General features: G+C 45.8%; 22 protein-coding genes and 1 pseudogene. 14 read left to right on the top strand and 9 right to left on the bottom strand.

Annotated features, from left to right (window positions below; all coding sequences use genetic code 11):
• Positions 1-7: 7 nt before the first annotated feature.
• Positions 8-2,185, top strand: a complete 2,178-nt coding sequence (locus QT973_RS00335) for a VWA domain-containing protein (RefSeq protein ID WP_333055720.1) — start codon at positions 8-10, stop codon at positions 2,183-2,185.
• Positions 2,186-2,267: 82 nt separating this feature from the next.
• Here QT973_RS00335 and QT973_RS00330 read toward each other — a convergent pair whose 3' ends face one another.
• The gene (locus tag QT973_RS00330) at positions 2,268-2,591 is read right to left on the bottom strand and encodes a PEP-CTERM sorting domain-containing protein (RefSeq protein WP_333055721.1); all 324 of its coding nucleotides are present in this window, start codon (positions 2,589-2,591) and stop codon (positions 2,268-2,270) included.
• Positions 2,592-3,121: 530 nt separating this feature from the next.
• Between QT973_RS00330 and QT973_RS00325 the strand changes: the two genes are divergently transcribed.
• The 6 genes and pseudogenes from QT973_RS00325 to ppk1 all read left to right on the top strand — a co-directional run bounded on the left by QT973_RS00325 (position 3,122) and on the right by ppk1 (position 10,749).
• A complete protein-coding gene (locus tag QT973_RS00325) occupies positions 3,122-3,850 on the top strand; it encodes a Bax inhibitor-1 family protein (RefSeq protein WP_333055722.1) in 729 nt (242 codons plus the stop codon).
• Positions 3,851-4,096: 246 nt separating this feature from the next.
• On the top strand, positions 4,097-5,680 hold the full coding sequence (locus QT973_RS00320) for a tetratricopeptide repeat protein (RefSeq protein ID WP_333055723.1): 1,584 nt from the start codon (positions 4,097-4,099) through the stop codon (positions 5,678-5,680).
• A gap of 9 nt (positions 5,681-5,689) precedes the next feature.
• Positions 5,690-7,492: a HEAT repeat domain-containing protein gene (locus QT973_RS00315; RefSeq protein WP_333270604.1), complete on the top strand. Its 1,803-nt coding sequence runs from the start codon at positions 5,690-5,692 to the stop codon at positions 7,490-7,492.
• A 24-nt stretch (positions 7,493-7,516) separates the two neighbouring features.
• Positions 7,517-7,879: pseudogene (locus tag QT973_RS26960) on the top strand (HEAT repeat domain-containing protein); the annotation flags it as partial.
• Between the two features lie 69 nt (positions 7,880-7,948).
• A complete protein-coding gene (locus tag QT973_RS26955; protein ID WP_445242992.1) occupies positions 7,949-8,113 on the top strand; it encodes a hypothetical protein in 165 nt (54 codons plus the stop codon).
• A gap of 452 nt (positions 8,114-8,565) precedes the next feature.
• Entirely contained in the window at positions 8,566-10,749 is a 2,184-nt protein-coding gene (gene ppk1, locus QT973_RS00305; RefSeq protein WP_333055725.1) for a polyphosphate kinase 1, read from the top strand.
• A 228-nt stretch (positions 10,750-10,977) separates the two neighbouring features.
• On the opposite strand, the gene QT973_RS00300 is transcribed toward ppk1, so the two are convergent.
• Both QT973_RS00300 and QT973_RS00295 read right to left on the bottom strand, forming a co-directional pair.
• The gene (locus tag QT973_RS00300; RefSeq protein WP_333055726.1) at positions 10,978-11,148 is read right to left on the bottom strand and encodes a hypothetical protein; all 171 of its coding nucleotides are present in this window, start codon (positions 11,146-11,148) and stop codon (positions 10,978-10,980) included.
• A 202-nt stretch (positions 11,149-11,350) separates the two neighbouring features.
• Complete coding sequence (locus tag QT973_RS00295; protein ID WP_333055727.1) at positions 11,351-11,851, bottom strand: hypothetical protein; 501 nt, start codon at positions 11,849-11,851, stop codon at positions 11,351-11,353.
• An 80-nt stretch (positions 11,852-11,931) separates the two neighbouring features.
• Between QT973_RS00295 and QT973_RS00290 the strand changes: the two genes are divergently transcribed.
• On the top strand, positions 11,932-12,483 hold the full coding sequence (locus tag QT973_RS00290; protein WP_333055728.1) for a DUF2854 domain-containing protein: 552 nt from the start codon (positions 11,932-11,934) through the stop codon (positions 12,481-12,483).
• 323 nt (positions 12,484-12,806) lie between these two features.
• Here QT973_RS00290 and QT973_RS00285 read toward each other — a convergent pair whose 3' ends face one another.
• The 3 genes from QT973_RS00285 to QT973_RS00275 all read right to left on the bottom strand — a co-directional run bounded on the left by QT973_RS00285 (position 12,807) and on the right by QT973_RS00275 (position 15,615).
• Positions 12,807-13,151, bottom strand: a complete 345-nt coding sequence (locus QT973_RS00285) for a DUF779 domain-containing protein (RefSeq protein WP_333055729.1) — start codon at positions 13,149-13,151, stop codon at positions 12,807-12,809.
• Positions 13,152-13,318: 167 nt separating this feature from the next.
• Positions 13,319-14,839 carry an acetaldehyde dehydrogenase ExaC gene (exaC, locus tag QT973_RS00280; RefSeq protein ID WP_333055730.1) on the bottom strand — a complete coding sequence of 507 codons (1,521 nt, stop codon included), beginning with the start codon at positions 14,837-14,839 and terminating at the stop codon, positions 13,319-13,321.
• Between the two features lie 596 nt (positions 14,840-15,435).
• Complete coding sequence (locus QT973_RS00275; RefSeq protein WP_333270609.1) at positions 15,436-15,615, bottom strand: hypothetical protein; 180 nt, start codon at positions 15,613-15,615, stop codon at positions 15,436-15,438.
• Positions 15,616-16,048: 433 nt separating this feature from the next.
• Between QT973_RS00275 and QT973_RS00270 the strand changes: the two genes are divergently transcribed.
• Positions 16,049-17,269, top strand: a complete 1,221-nt coding sequence (locus tag QT973_RS00270; RefSeq protein WP_333313177.1) for a phytochelatin synthase family protein — start codon at positions 16,049-16,051, stop codon at positions 17,267-17,269.
• Positions 17,253-17,543 carry a hypothetical protein gene (locus tag QT973_RS00265; protein ID WP_333390272.1) on the top strand — a complete coding sequence of 97 codons (291 nt, stop codon included), beginning with the start codon at positions 17,253-17,255 and terminating at the stop codon, positions 17,541-17,543. Before QT973_RS00270 ends, QT973_RS00265 begins: the two co-directional genes overlap by 17 nt.
• 141 nt (positions 17,544-17,684) lie before the next feature.
• On the opposite strand, the gene QT973_RS00260 is transcribed toward QT973_RS00265, so the two are convergent.
• From QT973_RS00260 to QT973_RS00250, 3 genes are read right to left on the bottom strand one after another with little or no spacing between them, the layout of a single operon-like run.
• Complete coding sequence (locus tag QT973_RS00260) at positions 17,685-19,982, bottom strand: Piwi domain-containing protein (RefSeq protein ID WP_333055733.1); 2,298 nt, start codon at positions 19,980-19,982, stop codon at positions 17,685-17,687.
• Complete coding sequence (locus tag QT973_RS00255; protein ID WP_333055734.1) at positions 19,979-20,800, bottom strand: PD-(D/E)XK nuclease family protein; 822 nt, start codon at positions 20,798-20,800, stop codon at positions 19,979-19,981. The genes QT973_RS00260 and QT973_RS00255 overlap by 4 nt, the downstream gene beginning before the upstream one ends.
• Positions 20,801-20,836: 36 nt before the next feature.
• The gene (locus tag QT973_RS00250; RefSeq protein ID WP_333055735.1) at positions 20,837-21,058 is read right to left on the bottom strand and encodes a hypothetical protein; all 222 of its coding nucleotides are present in this window, start codon (positions 21,056-21,058) and stop codon (positions 20,837-20,839) included.
• A gap of 348 nt (positions 21,059-21,406) precedes the next feature.
• Here QT973_RS00250 and QT973_RS00245 point away from each other — a divergent pair, with 348 nt between their 5' ends.
• The 4 genes from QT973_RS00245 (at position 21,407) to tal (ending at position 25,992) form a co-directional block, all read left to right on the top strand.
• Complete coding sequence (locus QT973_RS00245; RefSeq protein ID WP_333055736.1) at positions 21,407-22,474, top strand: helix-turn-helix domain-containing protein; 1,068 nt, start codon at positions 21,407-21,409, stop codon at positions 22,472-22,474.
• A gap of 57 nt (positions 22,475-22,531) precedes the next feature.
• Positions 22,532-23,230: an ImmA/IrrE family metallo-endopeptidase gene (locus tag QT973_RS00240; protein ID WP_333055737.1), complete on the top strand. Its 699-nt coding sequence runs from the start codon at positions 22,532-22,534 to the stop codon at positions 23,228-23,230.
• 326 nt (positions 23,231-23,556) lie between these two features.
• The gene (gene fbp, locus QT973_RS00235; RefSeq protein WP_333055738.1) at positions 23,557-24,630 is read left to right on the top strand and encodes a class 1 fructose-bisphosphatase; all 1,074 of its coding nucleotides are present in this window, start codon (positions 23,557-23,559) and stop codon (positions 24,628-24,630) included.
• 207 nt (positions 24,631-24,837) lie between these two features.
• On the top strand, positions 24,838-25,992 hold the full coding sequence (tal, locus tag QT973_RS00230; protein WP_333207695.1) for a transaldolase: 1,155 nt from the start codon (positions 24,838-24,840) through the stop codon (positions 25,990-25,992).
• Positions 25,993-26,253 lie beyond the last annotated feature (261 nt).

Below are 26,253 nucleotides of genomic sequence, written 5' to 3'. Positions count from 1 at the left end.
AAATCCTATGCCCGCAGCCAACCTTAGCCCTTCCACCACCGCCTTTCCCCTCACCGCCGTAGTCGGGCAAGAAGCAATCAAATTAGCCCTGCTGTTAGCAGCAGTCGATCCCGGATTGGGAGGAGTTGCGATCGCAGGCCGCCGCGGTACAGCAAAATCAGTAATGGCCCGCGCCTTGCACTCCTTACTGCCACCCATTGAAATTGTTAAAGATTCTTTTTGCAACGCCGAACCTAATGAAATTGTTGCAGAACAGGCATCAGGCTTGTTACCAGAAAATGGCGGGCAAGATGCCCACACCACCGATAGTAATTCCCCAAATACAGAAATAATTCCCACACCCTTCATTCAAATTCCTTTGGGTGTCACCGAAGACAGACTCTTAGGTTCAGTCGATGTCGAACAATCAGTGAAATTCGGCCAAACCGTATTTCAACCCGGACTCTTAGCCCAAGCAAATCGAGGCGTACTTTATGTTGACGAAATCAACCTCCTCGATGACAACATTTCCAACCAATTGCTAACAGTATTAACCGAAGGGCGCAACCAAATAGAGCGCGAAGGCATTAGCTTTCAACACCCATGCAAACCTCTATTTATCGCCACCTACAACCCCGAAGAAGGGCCACTGAGAGAACATTTGCTCGATCGAATCGCGATCGTACTTTCAGCCGACGCAGCACTCGAACTACAAGAAAGAGTCTATGCAGTAGAACAAGCTTTATCCTACTCCAGCTCCCCCCAAGACTTTCTCAATCAATACAGCGAAGACACCGACAACCTCAAAACCCAAATCATCCTAGCCAGAGAATGGCTCAAAGATGTCAGCATTAAACGCGAACAAATTGCCTACCTAGTAGAAGAAGCCATCCGGGGTGGCGTTCAAGGACACCGCGCCGAAATATTCGCAGTCCGCGTCGCCAAAGCCGCCGCCGCCATCGAAGGACGCACAGAAGTTAACGCCGAAGACCTGCGCCGCGCCGTAGAATTAGTCATCGTACCCCGCGCCACCATCATCCAAACTCCCCCAGACGAAAACTCTCCTCCTCCTCCCCCCCCACCGCCTCCCCAAAAGCAGTCAGAACAAGAACAAGACGAACCAGAAAACGAGCAAGAAGACGAAGAAGACCAAGAGGATGAAGACAACCCGGAACCTGAAGAAGAACCAGAAAAAGATACCATTCCCGAAGAATTTCTCTTCGACCCCGAAGGCGTAATTCTCGACCCCAGCGTGCTTTTATTCGCCCAACAATCCGCCAACAAACAAGGCAAATCCGGCAGCCGCAGCACCATTTTCTCGGAAGATAGAGGCCGTTACGTCAAGCCAGTATTACCCAAAGGCCCCGTTCGCCGCATCGCCGTTGACGCCACCCTCAGAGCCGCCGCACCCTACCAAAAAGCCCGCCGCGACAGGAATTCTCACCCCCCCCAACCCCCCCTTAGTAAGGGGGGGCAAGAGGCGAGTCAACCCCCCCGAAGCTTGGGGGGGCAACAGACGAGTCAACCCCCCGGTCAAGGGGGGGTTCAGCGCAGTGTATTTGTGGAACAGGGAGACATTCGGGCGAAGCGCTTGGCCAGAAAAGCTGGAGCTTTAGTCGTCTTTGTCGTCGATGCTTCCGGTTCGATGGCCCTCAACCGAATGCAGTCGGCCAAAGGTGCAGTCATGCAGCTACTGACAGAAGCTTATCAAAGCCGCGACCAAGTTGCTCTCATTCCCTTTCGCGGAGAACAAGCAGAAGTGCTGCTACCGCCGACTCGCTCCATAGCCTTGGCCCGCAAGCGTTTGGAACGGTTGCCCTGTGGCGGCGGTTCCCCCCTGGCCCACGGTTTGACTCAAGCCGTGCGGGTGGGAGTCAACGCCCGTCAGTCTGGAGATATCGGTCAAGTGGCGATTGTCGCAATTACTGACGGGCGGGGGAATATTCCTTTGGCTCGTTCTTTGGGGGAACCGATTGTAGATGGAGAAAAGCCAGATATTAAAGCTGAATTGTTAGAAATTGCTGCCAAAATTCGCGGTTTGGGAATGCAGTTGCTGGTGATTGATACCGAGAGCAAGTTTATTTCGACTGGCTTTGCGAAGGAATTGGCCAAGACTTCTGGAGGGAAATACTATCACTTGCCGAAAGCTACCGAACAGTCGATCGCAGCTATGACTAAAAATGCTCTGCGCGACGCGATCGGCTAAAATCCTGATATCCTGATTGATCTGCGATTATCCGCGTGTATCTGCAGTTAAAAATCCAAAAATTAGACTTTTGGCTAAAAGTCTAATTTTTAACTCTCACTTTCCGGCGAGTCAGCGCCAGCGAACCCGCAACTAAACCCAACCCTACCACCGCCGAAGGCTCAGGAATTCTTGCCGGGAGAGGCTCCGGCTTTGCCGGCCCCCGGCTCGGTATTCCAGAATTTGCTTGGGTGAATTGCTCGGTATTTTTAGCCAGCAGCCAATTTTCTGAACCCTGCCCAGAAGTAGCGGTATAAACGGCTCGGACATTAGCTGCAACGGCAGGTTGACCGCCGGAAATAACGGCGGCAGCCAATAAAATTCCGGCTGTAGGTGGCAATAATTTGCGCTCAAAAAATGTGGGCATTGGACATTACCTATTTAGCAGTTTTTCGATAGAACTCGATCTATTCATTAATTTTCTGGGTATCCTCTATCTGAGCTACCTTAGTAATTAACGGAAGCGATTTTTGATTGGCGATTTTACATTATTGAAGTTTCTGGTCTCTAGTTTAAACTAAATCGCCCATCAAAAGCCTAAAATTAACTGTGATCCCTGCCTCTAGCATATACTCCTTAATCCGCAATCGTAAATCCCCCATCCCAAATTGATTTACATCCGCTATTTGCGATTTTATCGACTTTAAGGTAGCCCTTGACCGCAGATAGCGCCGACCTCTTAAACTCAATTATAGCTTAGCCACGACGCGCAACGGTGCGAGAGGGCGACACGGCACAGACCTGTACGCAGTCGATTATAAACAATCGATCCCTGCGTTGGAGTGATTTCACCCCCGTTCTTTATCAAATCTTTAAACTCTTTGAGGTTTTGCAAACAAAGTGTAAAGCTGTCAAAATGATAGATAGCAATTCTCAGCCCAAATTAGGTAAATCCTCGTGAGTAACACTAGCAATTTCCGCGAAGCCGTGCGCGAGGCCAAAAACCACGCGCTGGTAGGCCCCAACGTCATCTCCAACGCTCTCCCCTTCGTGGGCGGCGGACTTGTCTTAACTGCTGTCGGCACCTACGGCGGCCTCGGAGTGATTCGTAACTATCCTGGGATCTTCTTTCCCACGTTCATCGCCGCGATCGTCCTACAATTAATTCTGTTCTTTGTCGCCCGCGGCGCAGCCGAACAAAATAACAAAAATACCGCTTTGCCTCTGCTGGCAACCTACAGCTTGCTTACAGGCTACACCCTCAGCGGATTGGTGTCTATAGCCCTCAGAAGCGAAGGCGTCGGCATCGCCGGTATTGGTTTTGCAGCCCTCGGCTGCGGCATTACCTTTATCGCCGCCCGCCAAATTGGCTCCAACCTTTCTGAACAAGACGGCATGGCCCTCACCAAAACTATCAGTTTAGGTGTGATTGCTTTGTTAGTCGTCGTTGGCGGCCAGTTTCTGCTATCTCTATTTGGCGTCTACACCCCAACCTGGTTGGAAATTGGCATTTCTGGCATCGGCGTGTTTATATTTGCCGGCGCTGCGATCGTCGATTTTTACATATTACCCCGCAGCTACCGCGACGACCAGTATTTGCCCGCCGCTCTGTCGATGTACTTGACCTACATCAACTTGTTCATTTTCATTCTGCGCCTGCTGATTGCTCTCAACGGCCGGGATTAAGTGAAACTTTAGCTTAAAAAAACCGCGGCTCGATGTCGATCGAGCTGCGGTTTTTGATTAAAATTTGAAATCAAGCAAGATAGTCGTCATCGCCGCCTCGGTCTTTATACAAAAAACTTATATCATGTTCACAGCCTGCAGGCATAAGGTATAATTTTAATTTTTAATCACTCAATCACACCTCTTGTTATCTAATTCTGTCGATCGCGATTTCAATATTAATCACAAATTAATTGGAGAAAACTCATGTACTTAAAATATGAAGATATCAGGAGAGTCAGCGTAGAAATTACCTCCAGGTGCAATGCAGCTTGTCCCCAGTGTCCCCGCACCGGCAACCCGATTTTGCCGGGGGCAGAATTAAAGATGGAGGATATTGAGAGAATTTTCCCACAAGAGTTTTGCTCTCAGTTGGATTTGGTGTATATGTGCGGCAACTACGGCGATGCTATGACTAGCAATACCACAATTCCCGCGATCGAGTATTTGCACCGCATGGGAGTTCCTCAAATCGGGCTTTATACTAATGGTAGCGGACGCAATCCCGACTGGTGGCAAGCCCTGGCAAAGGCGATGACAGGAGAACACGATAGCGTAACTTTTAGTATCGACGGGTTGGCAGATACTAACAGCATCTACCGCCAAAATACCAACTGGGACAGAATAATGCAGTCTGTTAATGCCTTCATCCAAGCTGGCGGAAAAGCTGTATGGCACTACTTGATTTTTGAACACAACCAGCACCAAGTAGAAGCAGCACGGGATTTAGCCCAAAAATTAGGATTTGTCGAGTTTGTACCGAAAGCAACCTCTCGTTTTGTGGCGAAAGAGATTTATGAAAAAGAGTCCGCCAATCAACAGCCTCAGAAGGCAGAAAAGTCTCAGGTAGATGCCAAGAGCGATCGCCCAAACCAACCAGCAACAAATAATGCGTCAGCTCCTCAAAATCAAACACAGACCGCTGTTGGATTGCACAAACAAGCTGAGGAATTCTTGAAACAAGGAAAGCTATCAGAGGCGATCGCAGCCAGCCAACAAGCCCTAAAAAATCAACCTAATTTTGCAGCAGCCTGGAAAACTTTAGGCAATGCTGTTCAAGGTTTGGGGAAGATGCAAGCAGCAGCAGACTGTTACGCCAAGGCCCTCAAAATTCAGCCTAATTTTCCAGAAGTTTATGCTAATGTCGGCAGTCTTTATGCTCAACAGCAACAGTGGCAGCCCGCTAGTGCTTATTACCAAAAGGCGATCGAGCTTAAACCCAATTTTGCAGGAGCTTATCGCAATTTGGCTAAAGTGTTGACACAGTTGGGGCAACCAGAAAAAGCAAATTATGCTTGGTATCAAGCTATAGCAATCGAAACCACTCAAGCACCAGAAGCAACTCCTTCTGTCCCATCAAAGCCAGCCAGCGAAGAACTCCAACCCCCATCCTTGGAACAATATAAAAATCCCCAGGGAGACCAATTTCTGCAAGCTGTAGAAAAATTTGGTAGCCTAAACAATTACTACCGAAATGTAGAAATTAGCTGTCAAACTCAAGCCAGCAAAGAGATTTTCATCAGTTTTGAAGCGGAACTCTGGCCTTGCTGTTGGGTCAGCCATACTAAATACGCTGTTTATAACCACACTTACAGACCGCAAATGCTGGCTTTAATTGAAAAGTATGGAAATGGCTTTAATTCTCTCAGAACTCAATCAGTGAAAGATGCGATCGCCAGAGATTGGTTTCGCGAAGACCTCACAAAAAGTTTTTCCTGTTCCAAAAGGTTGGACGTATGCGCTCACGAATGCGGTAAAACTTTCAATTCAACCGGTTCGCAGTATATATAGCAATCCTAAATGAATCGTAAATTTTTTACCCCACCCCAACCCTCCCCTTATCAAGGGGTTTGTGTGTACACGGTAGCCTTAGCAAGGGGGGCTGGAGAGGATCTTTCTCAACAGCTACGCGAAGCATTAGCAGCACCGGGGAAAGAGCGAATTCGAGATTTAGTGAAAAATCCCCTGAGATGCCCGCTGCTGTGCGGCACTTGGCAGTCGTTGGATGGGGATTTGCCGGATACTAAGGCGAAGCTTTATCAACGGTTTGTGACAACTTTGTATCAGTGGAAAAAACCGCGCCTGAATTTGATTCAGCAGCAGGAATTGAATGCTGCTTTGGGGAAATTGGCACTTTCAGGGATGTTAAATGAAACGTCCCGGTTTCAGTTGCGAGAAAGTGTGGGATATCGGGTGATGGGTGCATCGCAGTTTGAGTTAGCTTGTCGTTTGGGTTGGCTGAATTTAGTGGCGAGGGATGCGGAGACGGCGGAGGGGATTTATGCTTTTTACCATCCGACGTTTCAGGAATATTTTGCGGCGTTGGCGGTTGAGGATTGGCACTTTTTCTTGAATCACTTTCCTAAGAATCCGCAACATCCTGATGCTAGGTATCGCATTTTTGAGAAGCAGTGGAAGGAGGTTATTTTGCTGTGGTTGGGGCGTGAGGAGGTAGGGAAGGAGGAGAAGGAAGCGTTTATTAAAGCGTTGGTTAAGTTTAAGGTTGGGTGGGATAAATTTTATGGATATCGGGCATATTTTCTAGCGGCTGCGGGGATTGCTGAGTTTAAAGATTGTAGTCTTGCTGATGAGATTGTGTCGCAGATTGTTATTTGGGGATTTGGTTATTTTAATAAGCAAAAACAGGAGTGGCGGACATTTCTCGATCCAATTGTCGAGAGGGCAAGGGAAGTTCTGAAAGAAACAGATCGCCAAAGGGCTATCTCCGCTTTAATCGAGTTGATCCGCAATTCAGGTGATGAATATACCCGGAGGGAAGCGACCAGAAGTTTGGGGGAAATCGGCAAAAATTGCCCAGACACGATCGCCACTTTAGTCGAATTAATCAATACTTCTCAGGATGAAGTTACTCGGTGGCAAGCGGCCGATATCTTGGGTAAAATTGATAAAGATAGCCCAGTAGCGATCTCCGCTTTAGCAGAGTTAATTCACACTTCTGTTGAGAAAAACACCTGGAAGCGAGCGGCATATAGCTTAGGGAAGATAGGAAAAGATAGCCCAGAAGCGATCGCCGCTTTAGTAGAACTAATCCGCAATTCAGTTGAGAACGGTTTCTACCCGGTTTTCGGGTGGTCTAACGTACCTACCTGTATAATAGTGGCATATAGCTTAGTGAAAATAGGCAAAAATAATCCAGTTGCGATCGCCGCTTTAGTCGAGTTAATCCGCACTTCAGATAATAAAGTTACTCAAGGGCGAGCGGCAGAAATTTTAGGTAAGATAGACAAAGATAACCCGGTAGCGATCGAAACTTTATTGGATTCAATCCGCAACTACCGTCCTAAAGATAATCGTTATCAAGCGGCAGAAAGATTAGCAACAATCGGCAAAAATAACCCTGTTGCGATCGCTGCTTTAGTCGAGTTAATAAGCACTTCCCGCAATCAAGTTACCCGGTGGCGAGCCGCAGAATGTTTGGGAAAAATAGACAAAGGTAACACAGTAGCGATTTCAGCTTTAGGCGATTTAATCCGCACTTCAAACAATAAAATAACCCAGTCATCAGCAGCAGCAAGTTTAAACAAAATAGGCAAAGATAGCCCAGAAGCAATTTCCCTTTTAGTCGAGTTAATCCGCCATTAAGGTGATGAATTTACTCGGCGTTTAGCGGCAGGAAGCTTGGGGGAAATCGGTAAAGATAGCCCAGAAGCAATCTCCGCTTTAGTCGATTTAATCGCTAATTCTCAGAATGAATATACCCGACGGCAAGCAGCAGAAAGCTTGGGGAAAATCGGCAAAGATAGCCCGGAAGCGAACACCGCTTTAGTCGAGTTAATCCGCAATTCAGGTGATGAACATACCCCGTGGGAAGCAGCATCTAGCTTAGGGACAATAGGAAAAGATAGTCCTGAAGCGCTCGCCATCTTAGTCGAGTTAATCGGCAATTCAGGTAATGCAGATACCCTGTGTCGAGCGGCATCTAGCTTAGGGAAAATAGAGAAATATTACACAGTTGCGATCGCGACTTTAATAGAGTTGATTCCTAATTATCACCCTGAATATTCTATTTTTGACCCGGCAGATAGCTTACTGAAAATTATGAAAGGTAAACATTTCGCTACCGCAGTTTCAGGTTTAAAAAAATGCCTAACTTCCGAAATCTACAAAAATAATTTGGGTCGCAATGAGAAGTGCTACGGAGTCATCTGGGAGTGTGCCGAAAATATGACTTACCCAGAATTTTATCAAGCATGGCACGCTTAACCCACCGCTGGAATTGCCCTTAACAGGTTTTGGGCCAAATCAAGAGGACTTGCCGAATGCGGTACAGAATTGGATGGGAGGGATGGGTTCGCGATCCAGGGGCCGGACACCCCACCGTGCCCAAGGCATGACAACTTAACGTTAAACCCAGTCACAGACTGCTGTTTGACCATTAAATCTCGATCCCCCCTAGCCCCCCTTAAGAAGGGGGGGACAAGAGTCCGATCAAAGTCCCCCTTCTTAAGGGGGATTTAGGGGGATCTAGACTATGGTAAAAAGGAGATTTCTCAAAGGTTGGAGTCTTAAGTTGAAACGAAGAAGGGCAATGCCGTTTCCCTACAGGTATTACAAAAACGTGCGATCGACCAAAAGCAGATGCGAACCAATCCTTTAACCTACAATACTATTTTTAGAGATGCCATCACCGAGCCTCCCAAAGACTCCCCCAAACCATGCCCAAACCAAAAAAGACCCCCGCCAAAACCTACACTGAAATCAACCTCAGCGATCCTCAATATTACTTCAACCGAGAACAAAGCTGGCTAGAATTCAACAACCGCGTGCTTCACGAAGCTCTCGACCCCCGCACGCCCATCCTAGAAAGGCTCAAATTTCTAGCTATTTTTAGCTCCAACCTAGACGAATATTTTATGGTGCGCGTGGCCGCCCTCAAACAGCAAGTACAAGCAAAAGTCAGCAAATTGACTTCCGACGGCAGCACCCCTCAACAACAGCTAGATGCCCTTAACCAGCGACTTTTGCCAATGGTTTCTCAGCAACACTCTTATTTTGAGCAAACCCTGCGGCCGAAACTAGCAGCAAGCGGCATCTACATTCTTGACTACATTGACCTCAATCAAGAACAGCGGAATTACTTGCATCGCTACTTCAAAGAACAAGTATTTCCCGTACTCACTCCCCTAGCAGTTGACCCCAGCCACCCATTCCCCTACCTTTCCAATCTCAGCCTCAATTTAGCAGTAGTAGTCAGGGACCCCGACACGCGGGAAGAATTATTTGCCCGCGTCAAAGTACCGCAGGTTTTGCCGAGGTTTTTGCCACTACCGGGGGATTTGCAGTGGCAGCAGAGGGGCAAATCTCCGGTTTGGACTGGCGTGCCCCTAGAACAGGTGATTGCCCACAATTTAGAAGCTTTGTTTCCGGGGATGGACATTCAGGAATATCACCCGTTCCGCATTACTCGCAATTCCGATTTGACGGTGGAGGAAGATGAGGCGGAGGATTTGCTGTTGGCAATAGAACAGGAACTCCGCAAGCGCCGGTTTGGAGGTTCTGCGGTGCGAATGGAAATTCAAGCGATTATGCCACCTGCACTGCGAGATATGCTGATGGAAGAGCTGGATCTCGGTGAGCAAGATGTTTACGTCGTAGAGGGGCTGCTAGGCCTCAAGGATTTGATGTCTTTTGTGGGGCTGCCGGTGCCGGAACTGAAAGACCCGCCTTGGACTCCGGTTGTGCCGCCCCGTTTGCGGAACTCGGAATCACCAATGATTTTAGGCAAATTAATGTTGGATGCTGAGGAGGGCGAGGATATTTTCACCGCCATCCGCCAGGGGGATTTGATGCTACACCATCCTTATCACTCGTTTGCGGCGACGGTACAGCGGTTTATTACTGAGGCGGCGCACGATCGCTCTGTGTTAGCGATTAAGATGACTTTATACCGCACTTCGGGAGATTCGCCGATCGTCAGCGCCTTAATTGAAGCAGCAGAAAACGGCAAGCAGGTAGCCGTTTTAGTAGAGCTCAAAGCTAGGTTTGACGAAGAAAATAATATTAATTGGGCTCGCAAGTTAGAACAAGCTGGAGTCCACGTAGTTTACGGTTTGGTGGGGCTCAAAACCCACACCAAAATTGTGATGGTAGTGCGTCGCGAGGACGATTACATCCGCCGCTATGTCCACATCGGCACCGGCAATTACAATCCCAAAACAGCCGGACTCTATACCGATGTGGGTTTGTTGAGTTGTCGCGAGGATTTGGGATCGGATTTGACGGATTTGTTTAATTATTTGACGGGTTATTCGCGGCAGGTATCTTATCGCAAATTGTTGGTGGCACCGGTCAATATGCGCGATCGATTTTTAGCTTTAATTCGCCGCGAGGCAGACTTCTGCCGCTTGCAGGCCGAAGGTGGCACCGGTAGCTGTGGCCGCATTGTCGCTAAAATGAATGCTTTAGTTGACCCTCAAATCATTGTTGCTTTGTACGAAGCTTCCCAAGCGGGAGTGAAAATTGATTTGATTATTCGGGGGATTTGCTGTTTGCGTCCCGGCGTTGAAGGTGTTAGCGAAAATATCAGAGTTATCAGTATTATCGGCCGCTTTTTAGAGCATTCTCGGATGTTTTATTTTTTCAACGGTGGCGACGAAGAGGTGTATATTGGTTCTGCTGACTGGATGCAGCGCAATCTCACCAGACGGGTTGAGGCCATAGTTCAAGTGGAAGACCCGACAATTGCTAAGGAATTGCAAGAAATTTTGGGCGTAATGCTGGCTGACAACCGCCAAGCTTGGGATTTGCAGCCGTCAGGACACTACTCTCAGCGGCGGCCGCCTGCTAATTGCCCGGAGGTGAGCTCTCAGCAAATTTTGATGGATATGGTTTTGAATTAGTTATTAGTCATTAGTCATTAGTCATTAGTCATTAGTTGTCAGTTGTCAAATTTGCAGTTAGCAGTGTAGGTTCTTGTTAGCTATTAAGCTGTACTGCATTTAATTTTGACTTTGGGGGCGGGCAAGATGCCCACCCCACAAGATTTTTACTAACATAATTATCCAAATTAAATGCGCGACAACTAATGACTACTGACTAATGACTACTGACTAATGACTACTGACTACTTAACTGTTAAAAGTACGCTTGAATTCTTCTAAGAGATCATCAATTTCTTCGATCGCCTGACTCACATCTATTCTCAGGGATCCCAAGTCCGATCGATCTAACAGCCGCACGAGGGATTCCCGCTTGACTTCGATCTGTGCTACGCGCTCTTTGAGTGTTTGTGCATCCATGGTTTTTTGCCTTTGCTACTATTAACAAAAATATTTGACATTCCCCCCTGCGAACAGACGGAGATTCTTAATTCACCGACATCCCTTTTTGGGCAAATCCTTCACTGTTTTTATATGGTAAGTGATGAACCTGCTCAGGATTTTTTGGTCTGTGTTATAGTTTGATTGTACATCAAAACCTCAGCCAAACTTCAGCCACATTTTAGCGCAAAAAAGGCGGACGTTTGGTATCTGCGGGTTTATTTTTCATCATTCCAGCTAAAAATCGCTTCAGGGCTTTCTCCCGGTTTTTCATAAAAGCCGCCCAAAATCCCGGTTGATATTCATCCATTGTCTTGGCTAGGGCCCAGACATCGATCGCTAAGATATTATAAAGCCTTTCATCTTCGCGCTTGAGCGAGTTAATCTGCTCCAGAACCGCCTTGTTTGCTCCAGCAGTTTGTTTGTCTTCGTCTTTAATCATGTCCGAAAAATGGTTGAAAGGGCAAGAGTGTCGATCGCGATCGCCACTCTGTATACTTTGATGATACTGCCGATCTCGATTGCCTTCTGGAACCAAAGCCGCGCAATTAACACGGATATTTACCAATGGCGCGCCCGGACGAGTCCGGCTGGATAAGCTTCTGAAGCTAGAGACAAGACTGTGGATGCACACCGCTCCCGCGCTCATCGATGCTAGCAGTTTTTGCAGGTCTTTTGGCAAAAAAACTAAATTTATTCAAGACTTTTTGACAGATAATAATTAAAGTATATTTTTTCTGTCCGACTACTTACCTCACTAATATGTTACGTAAAATTTCTTTAGCAAACCTAGCCTTAGTTGTGGGCGGTATTATAGCAGCAGTCGGTTTCGGAGCCTACTTCACAGACAGACCTACCCTGAACCTAGCCGGTTTTTTTTATGGAATTCCGCTGTTGCTAGGAGGTTTGGCCCTGAAAGCCGCCGAACTCGAACCGGTGGAGTTCACCGAACCTACCTCTGCTGAAGTTCTTCTCCTGCGAGAAAGTCAGGCCACAGATACTCAAAACCAAGTCCGCAAAGATGTCACCCGATTTCGCTACGGCCAACCCGCGCACTTAGATGATGCTTTGGAGCGCTTGGGCTTAGCCCCGACAGACGAGGAACGGCCTCTCCTGCAAGGGTTGCGGGAAGTTGATGTTGATGGTGCTTATGGGTTAATTTTAGAGTTTTATTCGCCACTACTGCCGATCGACTTATGGGAAGAAAAGCAAGACAAAATAGCTACTTTTTTTGGGCCCGGTTTGCGCGCACAAGTGACTCAAAAGGCTGGTGACAAAATTGAATTGGCTCTAATTAAAAATACTCAAGTTTAAAGTATTCTGAAGTTTTGAGTGCAGAAATTTTGAAGTCGCCAATTAATAATTAATCCTGCACCGGCTCAGATACTGATTTTAGCGGCAGCGTGAAACCTGTCGCTATCAACAAAAGCTCAATCCGCAATTGGGCGATCGCCAAAATTGGATTTTCCTTCATTACAATAGTGATCGGCAATCTTACAGCAATTTGCGACCAAATTGCTGTAGATCAAAACTTAAATAAAAATAGGTTTTTTCGCTGCCATGAAAGAAACCGGGTTTCAGGCTTAAGCAAATTCATGTTTTTAGAGAAACTGCAGGCAAGTTAAGGATAAACAGAGTTAATCAGCATTAACAAACAAGCGAGAACGAGTAATAAAACGCTCTCCCTCCGGCCCTTCTAGGGAAAAATCGCTGCCTCCTGGCCCCGATGCCACGTCTATAATTAACTGCGTGTGCTGCCAATATTTGTATTGCTGCGCTGCAATATAAAAGGGACAACCGCCTATTTCGCCCAGCAATACGTCACCATCACCGATTATCAATTCGCCATCGGGAAAGCACATGGGGGAACTACCGTCGCAGCAGCCGCCGGATTGGTGAAACATCAATTGTCCGTGTTGAGTTTTGAGATGGTTGATTAATTTTAAAGCGGCTTCTGTTGCGGTGACTTTGGCAGTTTCCATTGCAGTCTCTTTGTGTAGCAATTTTATTTCGTTTTTGAATGAGATTTTTTTTTATAAACCGCAGAGGGCGCAGAGGGCGCAGAGAAGGAGAGGAAAGAGAGAAAGAAGGAGTTCGCGAATCATTGAAGTTTGTCTTTCTTCTTTCTTTCTTCCCAATGACTAAAATCTTAGAAGAAACCTAATGCTTTCGGGCTGTAGCTGACTAACAAATTCTTGGTTTGCTGGTAGTGATCTAACATCATTTTGTGATTTTCGCGGCCGATACCGGATGATTTGTAGCCGCCGAATGCTGCGTGGGCTGGATATAGGTGATAGCAGTTTGTCCACACGCGGCCTGCTTGAACGGCGCGGCCCATGCGGTAGGCGGTGTTGATGTCGCGAGTCCAAACTCCGGCACCTAAACCGTAGAGGGTATCGTTGGCAATTTCTAATGCTTCGGCTTCGTCTTTGAAGGTGGTTACTGCTAATACTGGGCCGAAGATTTCTTCTTGGAAAATTCGCATTTTGTTGTTTCCTTTGAAGACTGTTGGCTGGAAGTAATAGCCGTCTTGCAAGTCGCCGGATAAGATGTTTCTTTCGCCACCAATGAGGCATTCTGCGCCTTCGGCGTGACCGATTTTGACGTATTCGGCGATTTTTTCCATCTGGTTGATGGAGACTTGCGCGCCGAGGGCGGTTGTCGGATCTAAGGGGTTGTCTTGTTTGATTTGGCGGATGCGATCGATCGCCCTTTCCATGAATCGATCGTAGATTGACTCCTGAATTAAGGCGCGGGAGGGACAGGTGCACACTTCGCCTTGATTAAATGCAAACATGACTAATCCTTCGACTGCTTTGTCGAGGAATTCGTCGTCTTGGGCGCAGATATCTTCAAAGAAAATGTTGGGAGATTTGCCACCTAGTTCTAGGGTGACGGGGATGACGTTTTGGGAGGCGTATTGCATGATTAGCCTGCCGGTGGTGGTTTCCCCGGTGAAGGCGACTTTGGCAATCCGGGGACTGGTGGCGAGGGTTTTGCCGATTTCGGCGCCGGGCCCGTTTATTACGTTGATAACGCCGTCTGGTACTAAGTCGGCGATGATTTCCATCAGTACCAAGATTGAGGCGGGGGTGGGGCCTGCTGGTTTGAGCACGACGCAGTTTCCGGCGGCGAGGGCTGGGGCGAGTTTCCAGGCGGCCATTAATATCGGGAAGTTCCACGGGATGATTTGTCCGATGACGCCTAGGGGTTCGTGGAAGTGGTAGGCGACTGTTGTTCCGTCGAGTTCGCCGATCGACCCTTCTTGAGCTCGGATGCAGCTTGCGAAGTAGCGGAAATGGTCGATCGCCAGCGGTATGTCTGCGAGGCGGGTTTCGCGAATTGGTTTGCCGTTGTCCCAGGTTTCGGCGATGGCGAGGCGATCGAGGTTTTCTTCGATGCGATCGGCTATTTTGTGTAAAACCCGCGCCCTATCGGCTGGGGAAGTCTTACCCCACTTGTCTTTCGCGGCGTGGGCGGCATCCAGTGCCAATTCTACATCCTCGGCGGTCGATCGGGGGATTTGACAAATTGATTTTCCTGTAATTGGAGACAGGTTTTCCGAGTATTTCCCTTTCACCGGTGGCACCCACTTGCCGCCGATAAAGTTGTCGTAGCGAGTTTGAAAAATCGACTGACTGCCGGATTGAACAGGTGCTGCTACTACCATTTTATTACCTGATTAAAATTTGTTTTCGCTGGCAATTGAAATCTCTTGCATATCAACTATCGTCTATTTTCCGCAACTTCGGTCAGTTCATATACAAAATTTTACATTTTTCCAAAATTTTGCAGTCCCTGTAGGGGCGGGTTCACCAACAATCTGAGGCTAAAACAAACCATCTCAAAAACCCGCCTCCACCCTACGGTAAACACTATTATTAATTAACTGTTCCAGTATCGTTTATTTTCGCTCTCTTCGGTCAGTTTATATACGAGGTTTTACATTTTTAAATTATTTCGCAGTCCCTGTAGGGGCGGGTTTACCAACAATATCTGGCTAAAACAAACAATCTCAAAAACCCGCCCCCACCCAACGGTAAACACTATTAATTAACTGTTCAATTCTCGTCTATTTTCGATAAGTTCGGTCAGTTCATATACAAAATTTTACATTTTTAAATTATTTTGCAGTCCCTGTAGGGGCGGGTTCACCAACAATCTCTGGCTAAAACCAACAATCTCAAAAACCCGCCCCCACCCAACGGCAAACACTATTAATTAACTGTGATGCAGCTCTCCTTTGTGCTGCTATAAAAACATCCGCTAGCTGATAGTAATTTTTGACGAATGGCGGGTGGTGCCAACCAAAAATGGAGCCAAAATGGGGGCTGTAAGGTATTTGGTAATTCCCATATCGTTATCAGCAACCTCAATATAAATCTCCTGAGCATCGACCACTTTAGTGCCAATCCAAATCACCGAGTTAAATTTGAGTGATTGCAACTATTACAACTTTTGATCCGACTCTTATAAAACATCGCGTAATTAAGGCTATTCATAAAAGTTTAATTTATCAGAGATGTTGCACCATTCTCAATAAGCTTTTATGAACAGGCTTTCCGGCCTGTTCCACAAGAAAATTCACTCTTTGTGGAACAGGCCGGAAAGCCTGTTCTTGAGAAGGGTGCTGTGAGATTAATCCAAGCTGCCTACCGCTCAATCTGTGGCAAATAGCCGAATTATTTCCTCACCTTGATGCCTAGCCGTCCGTCACAAATAATCACGTTTTTTAAATTTGCACCCCAAAACTCAAACCATCGCAGCGTTTTATTGCTAAAATTGAAAAAAATAGTAAATAAGTGCATTCATCATTATCAATGTGACGATTTTGCATAATATTTATTAGCACCATCAGCAATAAGGGTTAAAACACTCAATGTCTGCTCAAGGGTTTTATCGTCGTTCACTCCCCGATTCTGCTATTGCCTTTTCCTCCGTAGAGGGAAAGCAAATATTTCGAGAAGCCTTGGCATTGGGAGGTATGGAAGGGTATTTTGCTCTAGCGGAACAGTTTCACACTCAAGCAGAACCCGCTTTTTGTGGATTGGGTAGTTTAGTTGTTGTTCTTAATGCCTTATCCATCGATCCGGGTCGCATTTGGAAAGGGGTGTGGAGATGGTATGGAGAGGAATTTTTAGACTGTTGCTTACCTCTTTGGGTCATTAAAGAAAACGGTATCACCTTTGATGAGTTTGTCTGTATAGCACGTTGCAACGGTGCTGTTGTAAAACCTAACCGTTACCACCAAAGCAGCTTGGAAAACTTTCGGCAAGCTGTTGAGGAGGTGACTGCGGCATCAGGTGATATTCATCTAGTTGTTTCCTACAGCCGAAAGGTATTGGGACAAACCGGTGATGGTCACTTCTCACCAATTGGTGGCTATCATCCACAGCGGGATCTAGTTCTTCTGCTGGATGTTGCCCGTTTCAAATATCCACCTCACTGGGTTTCTCTGCCTTTGTTATGGCAAGCATTTGAACCTCTCGATTCCGTCACTAATCAATGTCGAGGTTATATTTCCTTGCAGAAGAGTGAAAGGTTGCCAGAAACCTTTTTTCATGTTGCTTGTGATTTACATCAGTGGGGTAGTGTTGCTACTTACTTTGCAGAAATACTCCCCGACATTGTGAGAAAAGAGCAACCTGATTCAATTGCTTCATTTGTCAGTACCCTTCTGCACCATTGGCCTGTTGAATTCACAACTATGCTGCATACCTCGTCAGAAACGGCAGAGACACTTGAGAAATTACGGGCAGCTATTCAGTTAAATTCACTGTTTGATATTGTTCACCAATGCTTGTCAAGCGATGACTGGGATGCAATGTCTGTTGTAGGGAAGTGGTCGCAACAGCCATTCGTAGCAGAGATAATAACAGCAATATTACTCTCGTGCCCCGAAACGCTTTATGCAACTCTCAAACCTGAGTTACGACTGTGGTTTAGTGATGTTCGCCACCTTGAGAAACTACTCCCTCCCTGGGATGTAGAGATATCTAGATTGAGAGAACAAATGTCAGCACTCCAAGAGTTTTACATTTTATATTCAAAGGCACATCAGTGTAATATCCCTAGTGCGGGCTTTGGAAACTGGGAATGAAAACTGGCTGCGCTGCGCCCTCCAAGACAAAATTCACCAGCCTTACCGCCAATCTCTGATTCAGGGATATGAAGCGGTGCAGCAAGCCGCCCTGAATGCAGGGGCCTATGGAATGGTAATTAGCGGTGCCGGGCCAACACTTTTAGCTTTAATGGATGTTACTAATGCTGATGCGGTTGAGAAAGCGATGGCTGCTGCTTGGATGGAATTTGGGGTAAAGGCTGATGTAAGGGCGATCGGCCTCGACACCCAAGGCGCACAAATCTCGACTTAATTAAGTAGAACTTACGCATGGCGACCCAGAAACCGGGTTTTGACGAAAATACTGGTTACAGCCCGCAGATTCGGTGAAAAACCCGGTTTCTTTTGTGGGGTGCGTGACTCCTAATATTGATTGATTTAGAGGCGATCGCTTTTACAGCCAAAATTGTTTATCCCCATCCAATGCACCCGGAGAAATCCCTTGTAAACGACGATAAGCGATGCGATCAGAGCCATATAGCGGTACAGGTAAGCGCGGCTCTTTAAGGGCTCCATGATGTAGTAAGGTAAGTTTAAGAGTTGCTTCTACTACACTATCAAGTGATACTTGCTGTCCTTCATCAGGAATAACCCTCAAACGCAGGGGATAAGGTAAACCCATTTTCTCAGATTTCACTTCAGTTGTCACTAAAATCACTTCATGGGAAGACAAGCAAAGTGATAACCCTTTTTTTGGTGCTTTCAAAACTGACTGCTCAAAGTTGTAAAGTCGGGGAATTCCTGACTTTATGCACTCCACTAGAATAAAATTGGAACCAATGGCTTTCGATCGTTCCCGTAAATGCTTGATTTCACTACCGCAAAAGTGACCATCACGGTAAATTAGTACAGTTTTGCGACTGAGTTCAGCAGCAGGGAGAAACCTTTCTAGAGTTCTTTTATCGATTTCTTCACCTTCTATAAGAGCATCTTCTAGCCGATAGCGAATAAACTCTCCTTGTTTACTGTAGAGACGGACACTTGCACAGACATTTAGGCTTCCAGTTCCCTTCTTTTTGGGAGTTCGGGAAATATCGAAGCCGATAAAATAATCCGCAACCTCCAGAGGTTCAGCTAGAATAAAAGGCAAGTTTCCCAATTTGGCCAAAATTCCCGGAATGACTTGATTGAGGATATTTCCGTGATTGCTAGTATCTTTCAGCGTGTCCTCGTAAATGACTTGGCTAGCAATTCCACGGCGAAGTAAGCGCGAAGATATATAAGCATAAAAGCTGCCATCCTCGCTATTGTCAGCGTGGCGATCGCTCTGGGGTAGAAATGTCAAAACCAGATCCGGGGGAATTGGCAATAACTCATCTATCGCTTGTTCCACTCGGGCTTTAGCCTCATCTGGACTCAAGCCATCTGTCAAAACTACCTTTACTCTATCTTCATCAATCTTTTTGCTCTCTCGCTCTATCAAAGGGATGCTTTCAAATTTGTATAGTTTGAGCCGCTGAGAGATTTGTTCAAGGAAGAAAGAATTGACTTTAAAGTTACCAATTTTTAAAACTGAAATGCGAATTTCTCTCGATGGATCTTCTTCATATTCCTTATGCTTTCGATAAACACCACCTCTAGACAGTCCCTTTAAGACTTCACCTCTTTTGCCAATAACATTTTGACCGGACTTGTCTTTTCCGAAAAGTAGTTTTGTTTCATCAAGCTTAAATGGCAGCGATCGAAATATTTTGGGCTGCTGACGGCTATTGATACTATCTCCTAACTGAAAACCATAAATAGCTAGATGTTCTCCAGCCTTTTGTTTGTAGGAGGTTAAACAGTTCTTTCGTTCTAGGTAGGGAATTTTAGTATGCTTGAGTAAATCCCCATATTCCACCTCGATTTTGTGAGCTGTATCCTTTGTTATACAAGGATAAAGAGCTGCCATGGCATAGTGAAATTCTTTTGTCTCCTTGCCAAACTGAACAGCTACTACTGGTTGCTCGTCAGGTGCTGCTCTGAGTTTTTCTTTGCTAATTGAACCAGTTGCTTTCTCAATCAATTCTTCTCTACGTTCGCCAATGTTTCCTGCCAGATTAACAATCGTAGCAGAACTATTAGTTTCAATTACTCGCACTTTCATTCCGATCAAAAGCTCTTGAGGCTTGTGTCGGTAAGGATGATTTTCATAGAAATCAGAGAGAGTACCATTAAAAGTAAAGTAACTGTGAGGCGTTAAAACCATTGCTGGGTATAGAATTCCTTGCAGTTCAAAAGTTTCTGCCCAAAAGTCAACTTCACGCTTGACTGCAACACGATTATCAGACCAAACAGTGTCAGCAGGTGAGAATGTCCGCCTGATTTGTAATACCCTTACAGCTAGTTGAGCAAAGATACAAGCTGTTGGCTCTGGTTGATTTACCCATTGAATTGAGTAAGAGCGATCGCCAATATCTTTTTTCAACTCTTCTATAATTTCATTCAGGGCTGTTCGCCATTCACCTTGGTTCGGCATTAGTTGATCGGGTTTAGTTAAAACCCAGAAACATTTATCTTCCCAAATGACGATCGCATCAGGAAATTTCTGACTGAAACGCCAGCTAAATCGATTGCCAATCTTGCGATCGACTTCGGGAGCTAGCCGAAAGCAGATTAAATTTGGTTGAGAAATACTCAGTTGAAAAATTTCACTCAGATATGTAGGAGATGGGGCTGATGGCCGAGAAATTTGAACGGGAGCAGTAGTCATGCAGCAACCTCTGATACAGAAGAAAATTGACAAATTGAATTAAAGGAACAGTAGCCACAGCTAAAACCTGGATTCGCTGGAAAAATAATACTGAAATCAGCAGGATTATCTCTGTAAAGCTTTAACTGTTTCTGATGCTTTTGAGCAATTAGTGCTAACTCGATCTGAAAAGCTTTGAGTGTACCAGCAGTTGCGCTAATTGGGTCAGACTGCTTGCCAGTCTCCAAATTGTAGAATGAGGCAATAGCTGGTTGGTTCGGATAGAGATAACTGGCTGCTAGCAGGTAAATGTATGCCTGTCGTCTGTCAAAATCAGATTTACCTGTTTTGAAGTCCAAAATGTGCAGCCTGCCATCAGGCTCAACAAAAATGCAGTCAATTGCTGCATAGAAGTTAAACAGATAATTCCCCTGCTTGATGATAATTGCTTGGGGAAATCCCTCATCACCTCGACTCAATTGAATGATGTTCTTGCCAAAAAGAATAGGATGCTGTTGGTAATTTTGTAAGATGAGCTTTACTCGCTCCTCAACCACGGCTGACTGTTGATTTAATTTCAGCATTTCTGCTACTTGCTGTGCACCATCTTTTCGGGATAACAGTTCAGGGGCTTGATGAAATTCATAAACTCCTCTTTGTGCCAGCAGTCCAATTGTCTGAGGTTGGCTGTCAGTCGCTAACAGTGCTGCTATTTGAGGTTCTCGCTGGAGTGCTTTGGCAAAACCGCGCTTCATATCGCAGTGTAAGTGTTCTTTTCCCACTGGTGGAGCAAACTGCAACCAGAGATTATAACTGGCAAATGCCCAAATTTTTTTCACAGGCTGAGCCCTCTATAATAGAGGGCAGTTATTGGTTCATTTCGTGAGAATTGCGTGAATTGCCTCTTTGGCTTTAGCTGACTTGGAAATTCCAGTCTGGTTAGCTAGTTCCAAAGTACGCAAGCCTTCTAGCATTTGTTCGACAGCCTTCCTGACGTTTGGATTCCGGCTCGTCTTTTGCACTTCTTCCAGCAGCAGTGGCAGGGGTCGGCCGATTGAGAAGCACAGTTGATCCGGATTCGATTGCTGTTTTTTCATACTTTGCCTCCTGTATAAAGCTTTGTAACTCAACAACTAGAGGGATGCCAGTCTTAGTTGATATATAATTTCAACATACTGGCTAGATACCTCTAATGTTGAAATTATATGCAACATGAAAAATTATGTCAAGGGGTCGAGAGATAAAAAAGTGTGTTGACATAGCTATTCAACATCAGCTACGATCGACCTATAAGTTATGGTGGATTAACCACTTTGGGTAATAGCTCGACAATAAAAGCATTGAAACCCTTATGAGGTAAAGGTTGTAGCTTTCACTCCCTTTGAATGCTCGCAACGTTAAAATTAGTGGGCTTAGGGAATCTCGTCAGTAAATCGGATGTGGCTATGGATAAACAAGAAGGTCAAAGTTTTGGTGCGGTTATTTGGCAAGCCCGCAGGAAAAAGCGATTGAGTCAGAGAGAACTGGCTGTAAAGGTAGGAGTGGACTACACCTACCTTTCAAAACTGGAAAATGACCACCTTGAGCCAAGTGAGAAGGTCATCCGCTCGTTAGCAAAGCATCTAGAGTTGAACGCAGAGGAATTGATCTACCTAGGCGGTCGCATGACCGAACATGACACTGAAGCTCTTGAGGAAATGGTCAGGGCGAATTACAAGGAAATGCCTGCTTTATTCCGTCGAGTGCGGGAAAATCCTGGCATTGACTCATTCGTAGAAGCACGGGAGGATCAACTCGCAAAACTACAAAAAGAAAATGCTACCCTCCAATCCAAAATTTCAGAGCTAGAGAAACAACTACGGATCTATCGTTTTTTTTCCAAAGCGGAAATAGAACGCAGTGCTAATGAAATTCTGCAGCGCATGCAAGCAAAAAATTTTATTCTTAAATCGCCCTTTGATGTCACTCGTGTAGCTGATTTTCTAGAAGTTAGTATTTGTTATGCTATAATTCCTCCTGATGAAGAAGGACCAATTGTCGCTAAAATTTTACGTCAAGAACGCACCATTATTCTTAATAAAGATATTTGCGAATTTCACAATAAACTTTCCTCTTCAACAATTGCTCACGAAATAGGACACTGGGTACTACATCAAGTTAACCAAGATGAAGTTGAAACTTTATCTGAACAGCATAAAAATAATTCTAATTTTGAAAAAAAAGGAGATATATTCTTGTGTCGCCTTGCTAGCGAACAACTCGATCGGTACAGTTTGAATAAGCAGGAGAATTGGGTGGAATGGCAAGCTCAATATTTTGCTACTTGTTTGTTAATGCCTCGATATATTCTGGAAGAGAAGCGAATGGGACGTAATTTAACAAACTGGTCACACTTCTACGCAATGGCTGATGAGCTTGGCGTAACACTATCAAATTTGACAAATCGCCTGCAAGATTTAGGCTGGGTTTACATACCAAAAGGTTCCCGACAGATTTACCCAGGTAAAGGCTAGCTCAAATGATATTTCCATAGGTTTGATAACAATTGTAAAAAGTGAGGATAAGAAAAAATGAGTTTATTTAAGCCATATCGCTTCTTAAAAAAAGAAGAAATAGAAGGTAAGGCAAATGAGGTTTTAATGCAGATGGAAAAAGAAGGTTTTCTGACTAAGTGGCCTTTTGAAGCGTCTCTGGTGGCTGATGCTCTGGAAATCCGTATAGTTTGGGACAAAATACCATCAGATAATGATGGAATAATAGCAGCTAAAATAGAACCTATCAAACGTCGAATTACCATTAATGAACTGTTCGCAGAGTTAGAAAAAAATGAAGGGCTGCAACGATCGACAATAGCTCACGAAATAGGACACTGGATACTTCATGTCAACCAAGATGAAGCTGATGGTGTTGTAAAGCAGCTCGAACTACCTCTAATGTGCAAAGCTACTGAACAGCTATTTTTGTGTCGCAGTGTCGGTCTTCAGAGTGATAAAATTCCTTCTCCAACTCAATCAAATTGGAAGATTGAATGGCAAGCTCAATATTTTGCTAGCTGTTTGTTGATGCCTCAATATATGTTGGAAAAGACGCGAAGGGGACGTAATTTGACAAACTGGTCTCACCTCTATGCAATGGCTGACGAACTTGGCGTAACAATATCAAATTTAACAAATCGCCTGCAAGATTTGGGCTTGATTAACATTTCCAAGGGCTCCAAGCAGATATATTTAGGTAATTCAAGACCTAATGGGCAGCAAAAGTTGTTTTAGAAAAGCACGATCGCTCGTCTGATACAATCTTGACCGATCGCACTCATAACGAATCTAGAATCCTCAAGCCCCGCCCTAGGTGGGCTAAGTCAATCGTAAATCAAAAATTTAGTTATTTTGGATACAATTCGCGACTCAACAGTCGATCGAACGCCTCAATTTTCGATGGGGATCTAAAATTCACCTAAAGTTCGACGCCCTTTGGCAAAACCCTCCCTAAGATAGAAGTTAGGGGACGATCGGTCACATAGCCGATTCAGGGGCAAGTGTCAAGGACTCCATCGAACCCAAATCCAGAGCCGCAAGACAGGGAGGACATCAAAATCATGGTAAACGCGCCGACAGGGGAAACCCGCCTGGGCCCGATCGATCAGGTGCAATCCTTAGACCGCGATTGCACAACTCTATCCCGTCACGTACTCCAGCAACTTCACAGCTTTAGTGCAGATGCTCAGGATCTCAGTGCCCTGATGAATCGCATCGGGCTGGCGGCTAAGCTGATCGCGAGGCGGCTCAGCAGAGCCGGGTTAATGGAAGATGCTTTAGGGTTTACAGGGGCTACGAACGTGCAGGGAGAATCCGTCAAAAAGATGGATATCTATGCCAATGAAGTGTTTATCTCGGTATTCCAGCAAAGCGGACTTGTCTGCCGCTTGGCTTCGGAGGAAATGGAAAAACCCTATTACATTCCCGAAAATTGTCCGATCGGGCGTTACAGTCTTCTCTACGACCCCATAGACGGTTCTTCCAATCTTGACATCAATCTCAATGTAGGCTCCATATTCAGCATCCGCAAGCAAGAGGGGGACGATGAAGATGGTTCTGCTTCCGACTTGCTGCAACATGGACACAAACAAATTGCCGCTGGCTATGTACTCTACGGCCCCAGTACCATGCTGGTTTATTCGATCGGTCAGGGTGTTCATTCCTTTACCCTCGATCCCAGTTTGGGCGAGTTTATTCTAGCTAACGAAAACATTAAGGTTCCCGATCGCGGCCCGATTTACAGCGTTAATGAAGGCAACTTCTGGCAGTGGGAGGAATCTTTGAGAGACTACATTCGCTACGTACACCGCAGCGAAGGCTACAGCGCCCGGTACGGTGGGGCTTTGGTGGGAGATTTCCACCGGATTTTATTCCAGGGAGGCGTGTTTTTGTACCCCGGAACGGTGAAAAACCCCGAGGGCAAATTGCGTTTGCTCTACGAATCGGCTCCTTTGGCGTTTTTGATGGAGCAAGCCGGCGGGCGCGCCAGTACGGGAGTTCAAGACATTTTAGACGTTGTGCCGACCAAACTGCATGAGCGATCGCCCTTGATTGTCGGCAGTAAAGAAAATGTAGCAATGGTGGAGTCTTTTATTCAAGATCGATCGCGCAATCCTAGAACAGTCCAAAAGTGAAGGAAGTTCGGCAACGAGCAATGTACGGGATGTAACGGATGTAACGGATGTAACGGATGTCAGGAAGAAGGAAGAGGGTTTTAACTTATAACTTTCGACTCCCAATTACCAATTCCCCATTGCCAATTTTCAATTACCACTTTTCAATTTTCAATTTCCAATTTCCAAGTCCCAATTAACAGCTATCAAATTGTAGGAGTTACAGTAATGACAGCAACACCAACGAATCACCTGTTAGAAATCAAAGAAATTGGCCAAAGTATCTGGATGGACAATTTGACTCGCGATCTGATCGAGTCCGGCGAACTCAAACAGATGATTGAAAGTCGGGGACTGCGCGGGATTACATCTAATCCGGCTATTTTTGAGAAAGCGATCGCGGGTAATGTGATTTACGACGCGGATATCGAAGCGGGCATCCGGGCGGGTAAATCTGTAATGGAGATTTACGAATCTCTGGTATTTGAAGATATCCGCAACGCTTGCGACATCTTCGCCCCAGTTTACGCAGAGTCGAAGGGTTTGGACGGCTACATTAGCATTGAAGTGCCACCGACGATCGCCAACGACACAGAAAGCACGATTAGCGAAGCCCTGCGCTATTACAAAGCCCTTGGCAAAGAAAACGTGATGATTAAGATTCCGGGAACCGCTGAAGGTTTGCCCGCAGTCGAGCGAGTCATCAGCGAAGGGATTAACGTTAACGTGACTTTGCTGTTCTCGGTTGACAGCTACGTCGAAACTTTCTGGGCTTACATTCGCGGTTTGGAAGCGCGGGTGGCTAAAGGTTTGGATGTGAGCAATATTGCTTCTGTTGCCAGTTTCTTCTTGAGCCGGATCGACATCAATGTCGATGGCAAGATTGATGAGAAACTCAAAAATGTCACGGATATTTCCACCAAAGCCAAACTGGAAGCGGTGAAAGGGAAAGTGGCGATCGCCAATGCGAAGGTAGCTTACCAGAAGTATAAAGAGATCGTAGCGAGCGATCGCTGGCAAGCATTAGCGGCCAAGGGAGCGAAAGTACAGCGCTTGCTGTGGGCTTCCACCAGCACCAAAAACCCCAACTACAGCGATGTCATGTACGTCGATGAACTAATCGGCCCGGACACGGTTAACACTTTGCCGCCGAACACCGTTGAAGCTTGTTTCGATCACTGCGATGTCGCACCCCGGATTGAGAACAACGTTGCAGAAGCTTACACGCTGATCGAAAGTCTCAAAGATCCCGACATTGACATCAACTTGGATCAAGTGATGGCAGACTTGCTCTTGGACGGGATTGATAAATTCGTCACCCCGTTCCAATCCCTGATGGATTCCTTGCAAGAGAAAGTGCAGAAGTTGTCACCCGTCGCCTAGACAGATATCTGTATCCTTAAAGGCAGAAGCATTTAGGAGTCGGAATAGATAATTGTTTTGGCTCTTGAGTGCTGAGTTTTGAATCTCAAACCGGGAAAATTTGAGACCAATTGGTCTCAAAAATCCGACAGAGGAAAATCAAATCCCGATTACTTTGGCTCTTGGCGCTGAGTTTTGAATCTCAAACCGGGAAAATTTGAGACCAATTGGTCTCAAAAATCCGACAGAGGAAAATCAAATCCCGATTACTTTGGCTCTTGG

Source organism: Microcoleus sp. Z1_A1, from assembly GCF_036700305.1.
In the GTDB taxonomy this organism is placed as follows: Bacteria; Cyanobacteriota; Cyanobacteriia; order Cyanobacteriales; family Microcoleaceae; genus Microcoleus.
The sequence above is the reverse complement of the archived record's forward strand: the minus strand, read 5'-3'. Positions and strand labels throughout refer to the sequence as shown.

What these genes read in the sequence shown, in the direction of transcription:
- QT973_RS00335 (WP_333055720.1), top strand. Translation starts at nt 8, where the DNA reads ATGCCCGCAGCCAACCTTAGCCCTTCCACCACCGCCTTTCCCCTCACC.
- QT973_RS00330 (WP_333055721.1), bottom strand. Translation starts at nt 2,591, where the DNA reads ATGCCCACATTTTTTGAGCGCAAATTATTGCCACCTACAGCCGGAATT.
- QT973_RS00320 (WP_333055723.1), top strand. Translation starts at nt 4,097, where the DNA reads ATGTACTTAAAATATGAAGATATCAGGAGAGTCAGCGTAGAAATTACC.
- QT973_RS00315 (WP_333270604.1), top strand. Translation starts at nt 5,690, where the DNA reads ATGAATCGTAAATTTTTTACCCCACCCCAACCCTCCCCTTATCAAGGG.
- QT973_RS26955 (WP_445242992.1), top strand. Translation starts at nt 7,949, where the DNA reads ATGAAAGGTAAACATTTCGCTACCGCAGTTTCAGGTTTAAAAAAATGC.
- ppk1 (WP_333055725.1), top strand. Translation starts at nt 8,566, where the DNA reads ATGCCCAAACCAAAAAAGACCCCCGCCAAAACCTACACTGAAATCAAC.
- QT973_RS00300 (WP_333055726.1), bottom strand. Translation starts at nt 11,148, where the DNA reads ATGGATGCACAAACACTCAAAGAGCGCGTAGCACAGATCGAAGTCAAG.
- QT973_RS00290 (WP_333055728.1), top strand. Translation starts at nt 11,932, where the DNA reads ATGTTACGTAAAATTTCTTTAGCAAACCTAGCCTTAGTTGTGGGCGGT.
- QT973_RS00285 (WP_333055729.1), bottom strand. Translation starts at nt 13,151, where the DNA reads ATGGAAACTGCCAAAGTCACCGCAACAGAAGCCGCTTTAAAATTAATC.
- exaC (WP_333055730.1), bottom strand. Translation starts at nt 14,839, where the DNA reads ATGGTAGTAGCAGCACCTGTTCAATCCGGCAGTCAGTCGATTTTTCAA.
- QT973_RS00270 (WP_333313177.1), top strand. Translation starts at nt 16,049, where the DNA reads ATGTCTGCTCAAGGGTTTTATCGTCGTTCACTCCCCGATTCTGCTATT.
- QT973_RS00260 (WP_333055733.1), bottom strand. Translation starts at nt 19,982, where the DNA reads ATGACTACTGCTCCCGTTCAAATTTCTCGGCCATCAGCCCCATCTCCT.
- QT973_RS00250 (WP_333055735.1), bottom strand. Translation starts at nt 21,058, where the DNA reads ATGAAAAAACAGCAATCGAATCCGGATCAACTGTGCTTCTCAATCGGC.
- QT973_RS00245 (WP_333055736.1), top strand. Translation starts at nt 21,407, where the DNA reads ATGGATAAACAAGAAGGTCAAAGTTTTGGTGCGGTTATTTGGCAAGCC.
- QT973_RS00240 (WP_333055737.1), top strand. Translation starts at nt 22,532, where the DNA reads ATGAGTTTATTTAAGCCATATCGCTTCTTAAAAAAAGAAGAAATAGAA.
- fbp (WP_333055738.1), top strand. Translation starts at nt 23,557, where the DNA reads ATGGTAAACGCGCCGACAGGGGAAACCCGCCTGGGCCCGATCGATCAG.
- tal (WP_333207695.1), top strand. Translation starts at nt 24,838, where the DNA reads ATGACAGCAACACCAACGAATCACCTGTTAGAAATCAAAGAAATTGGC.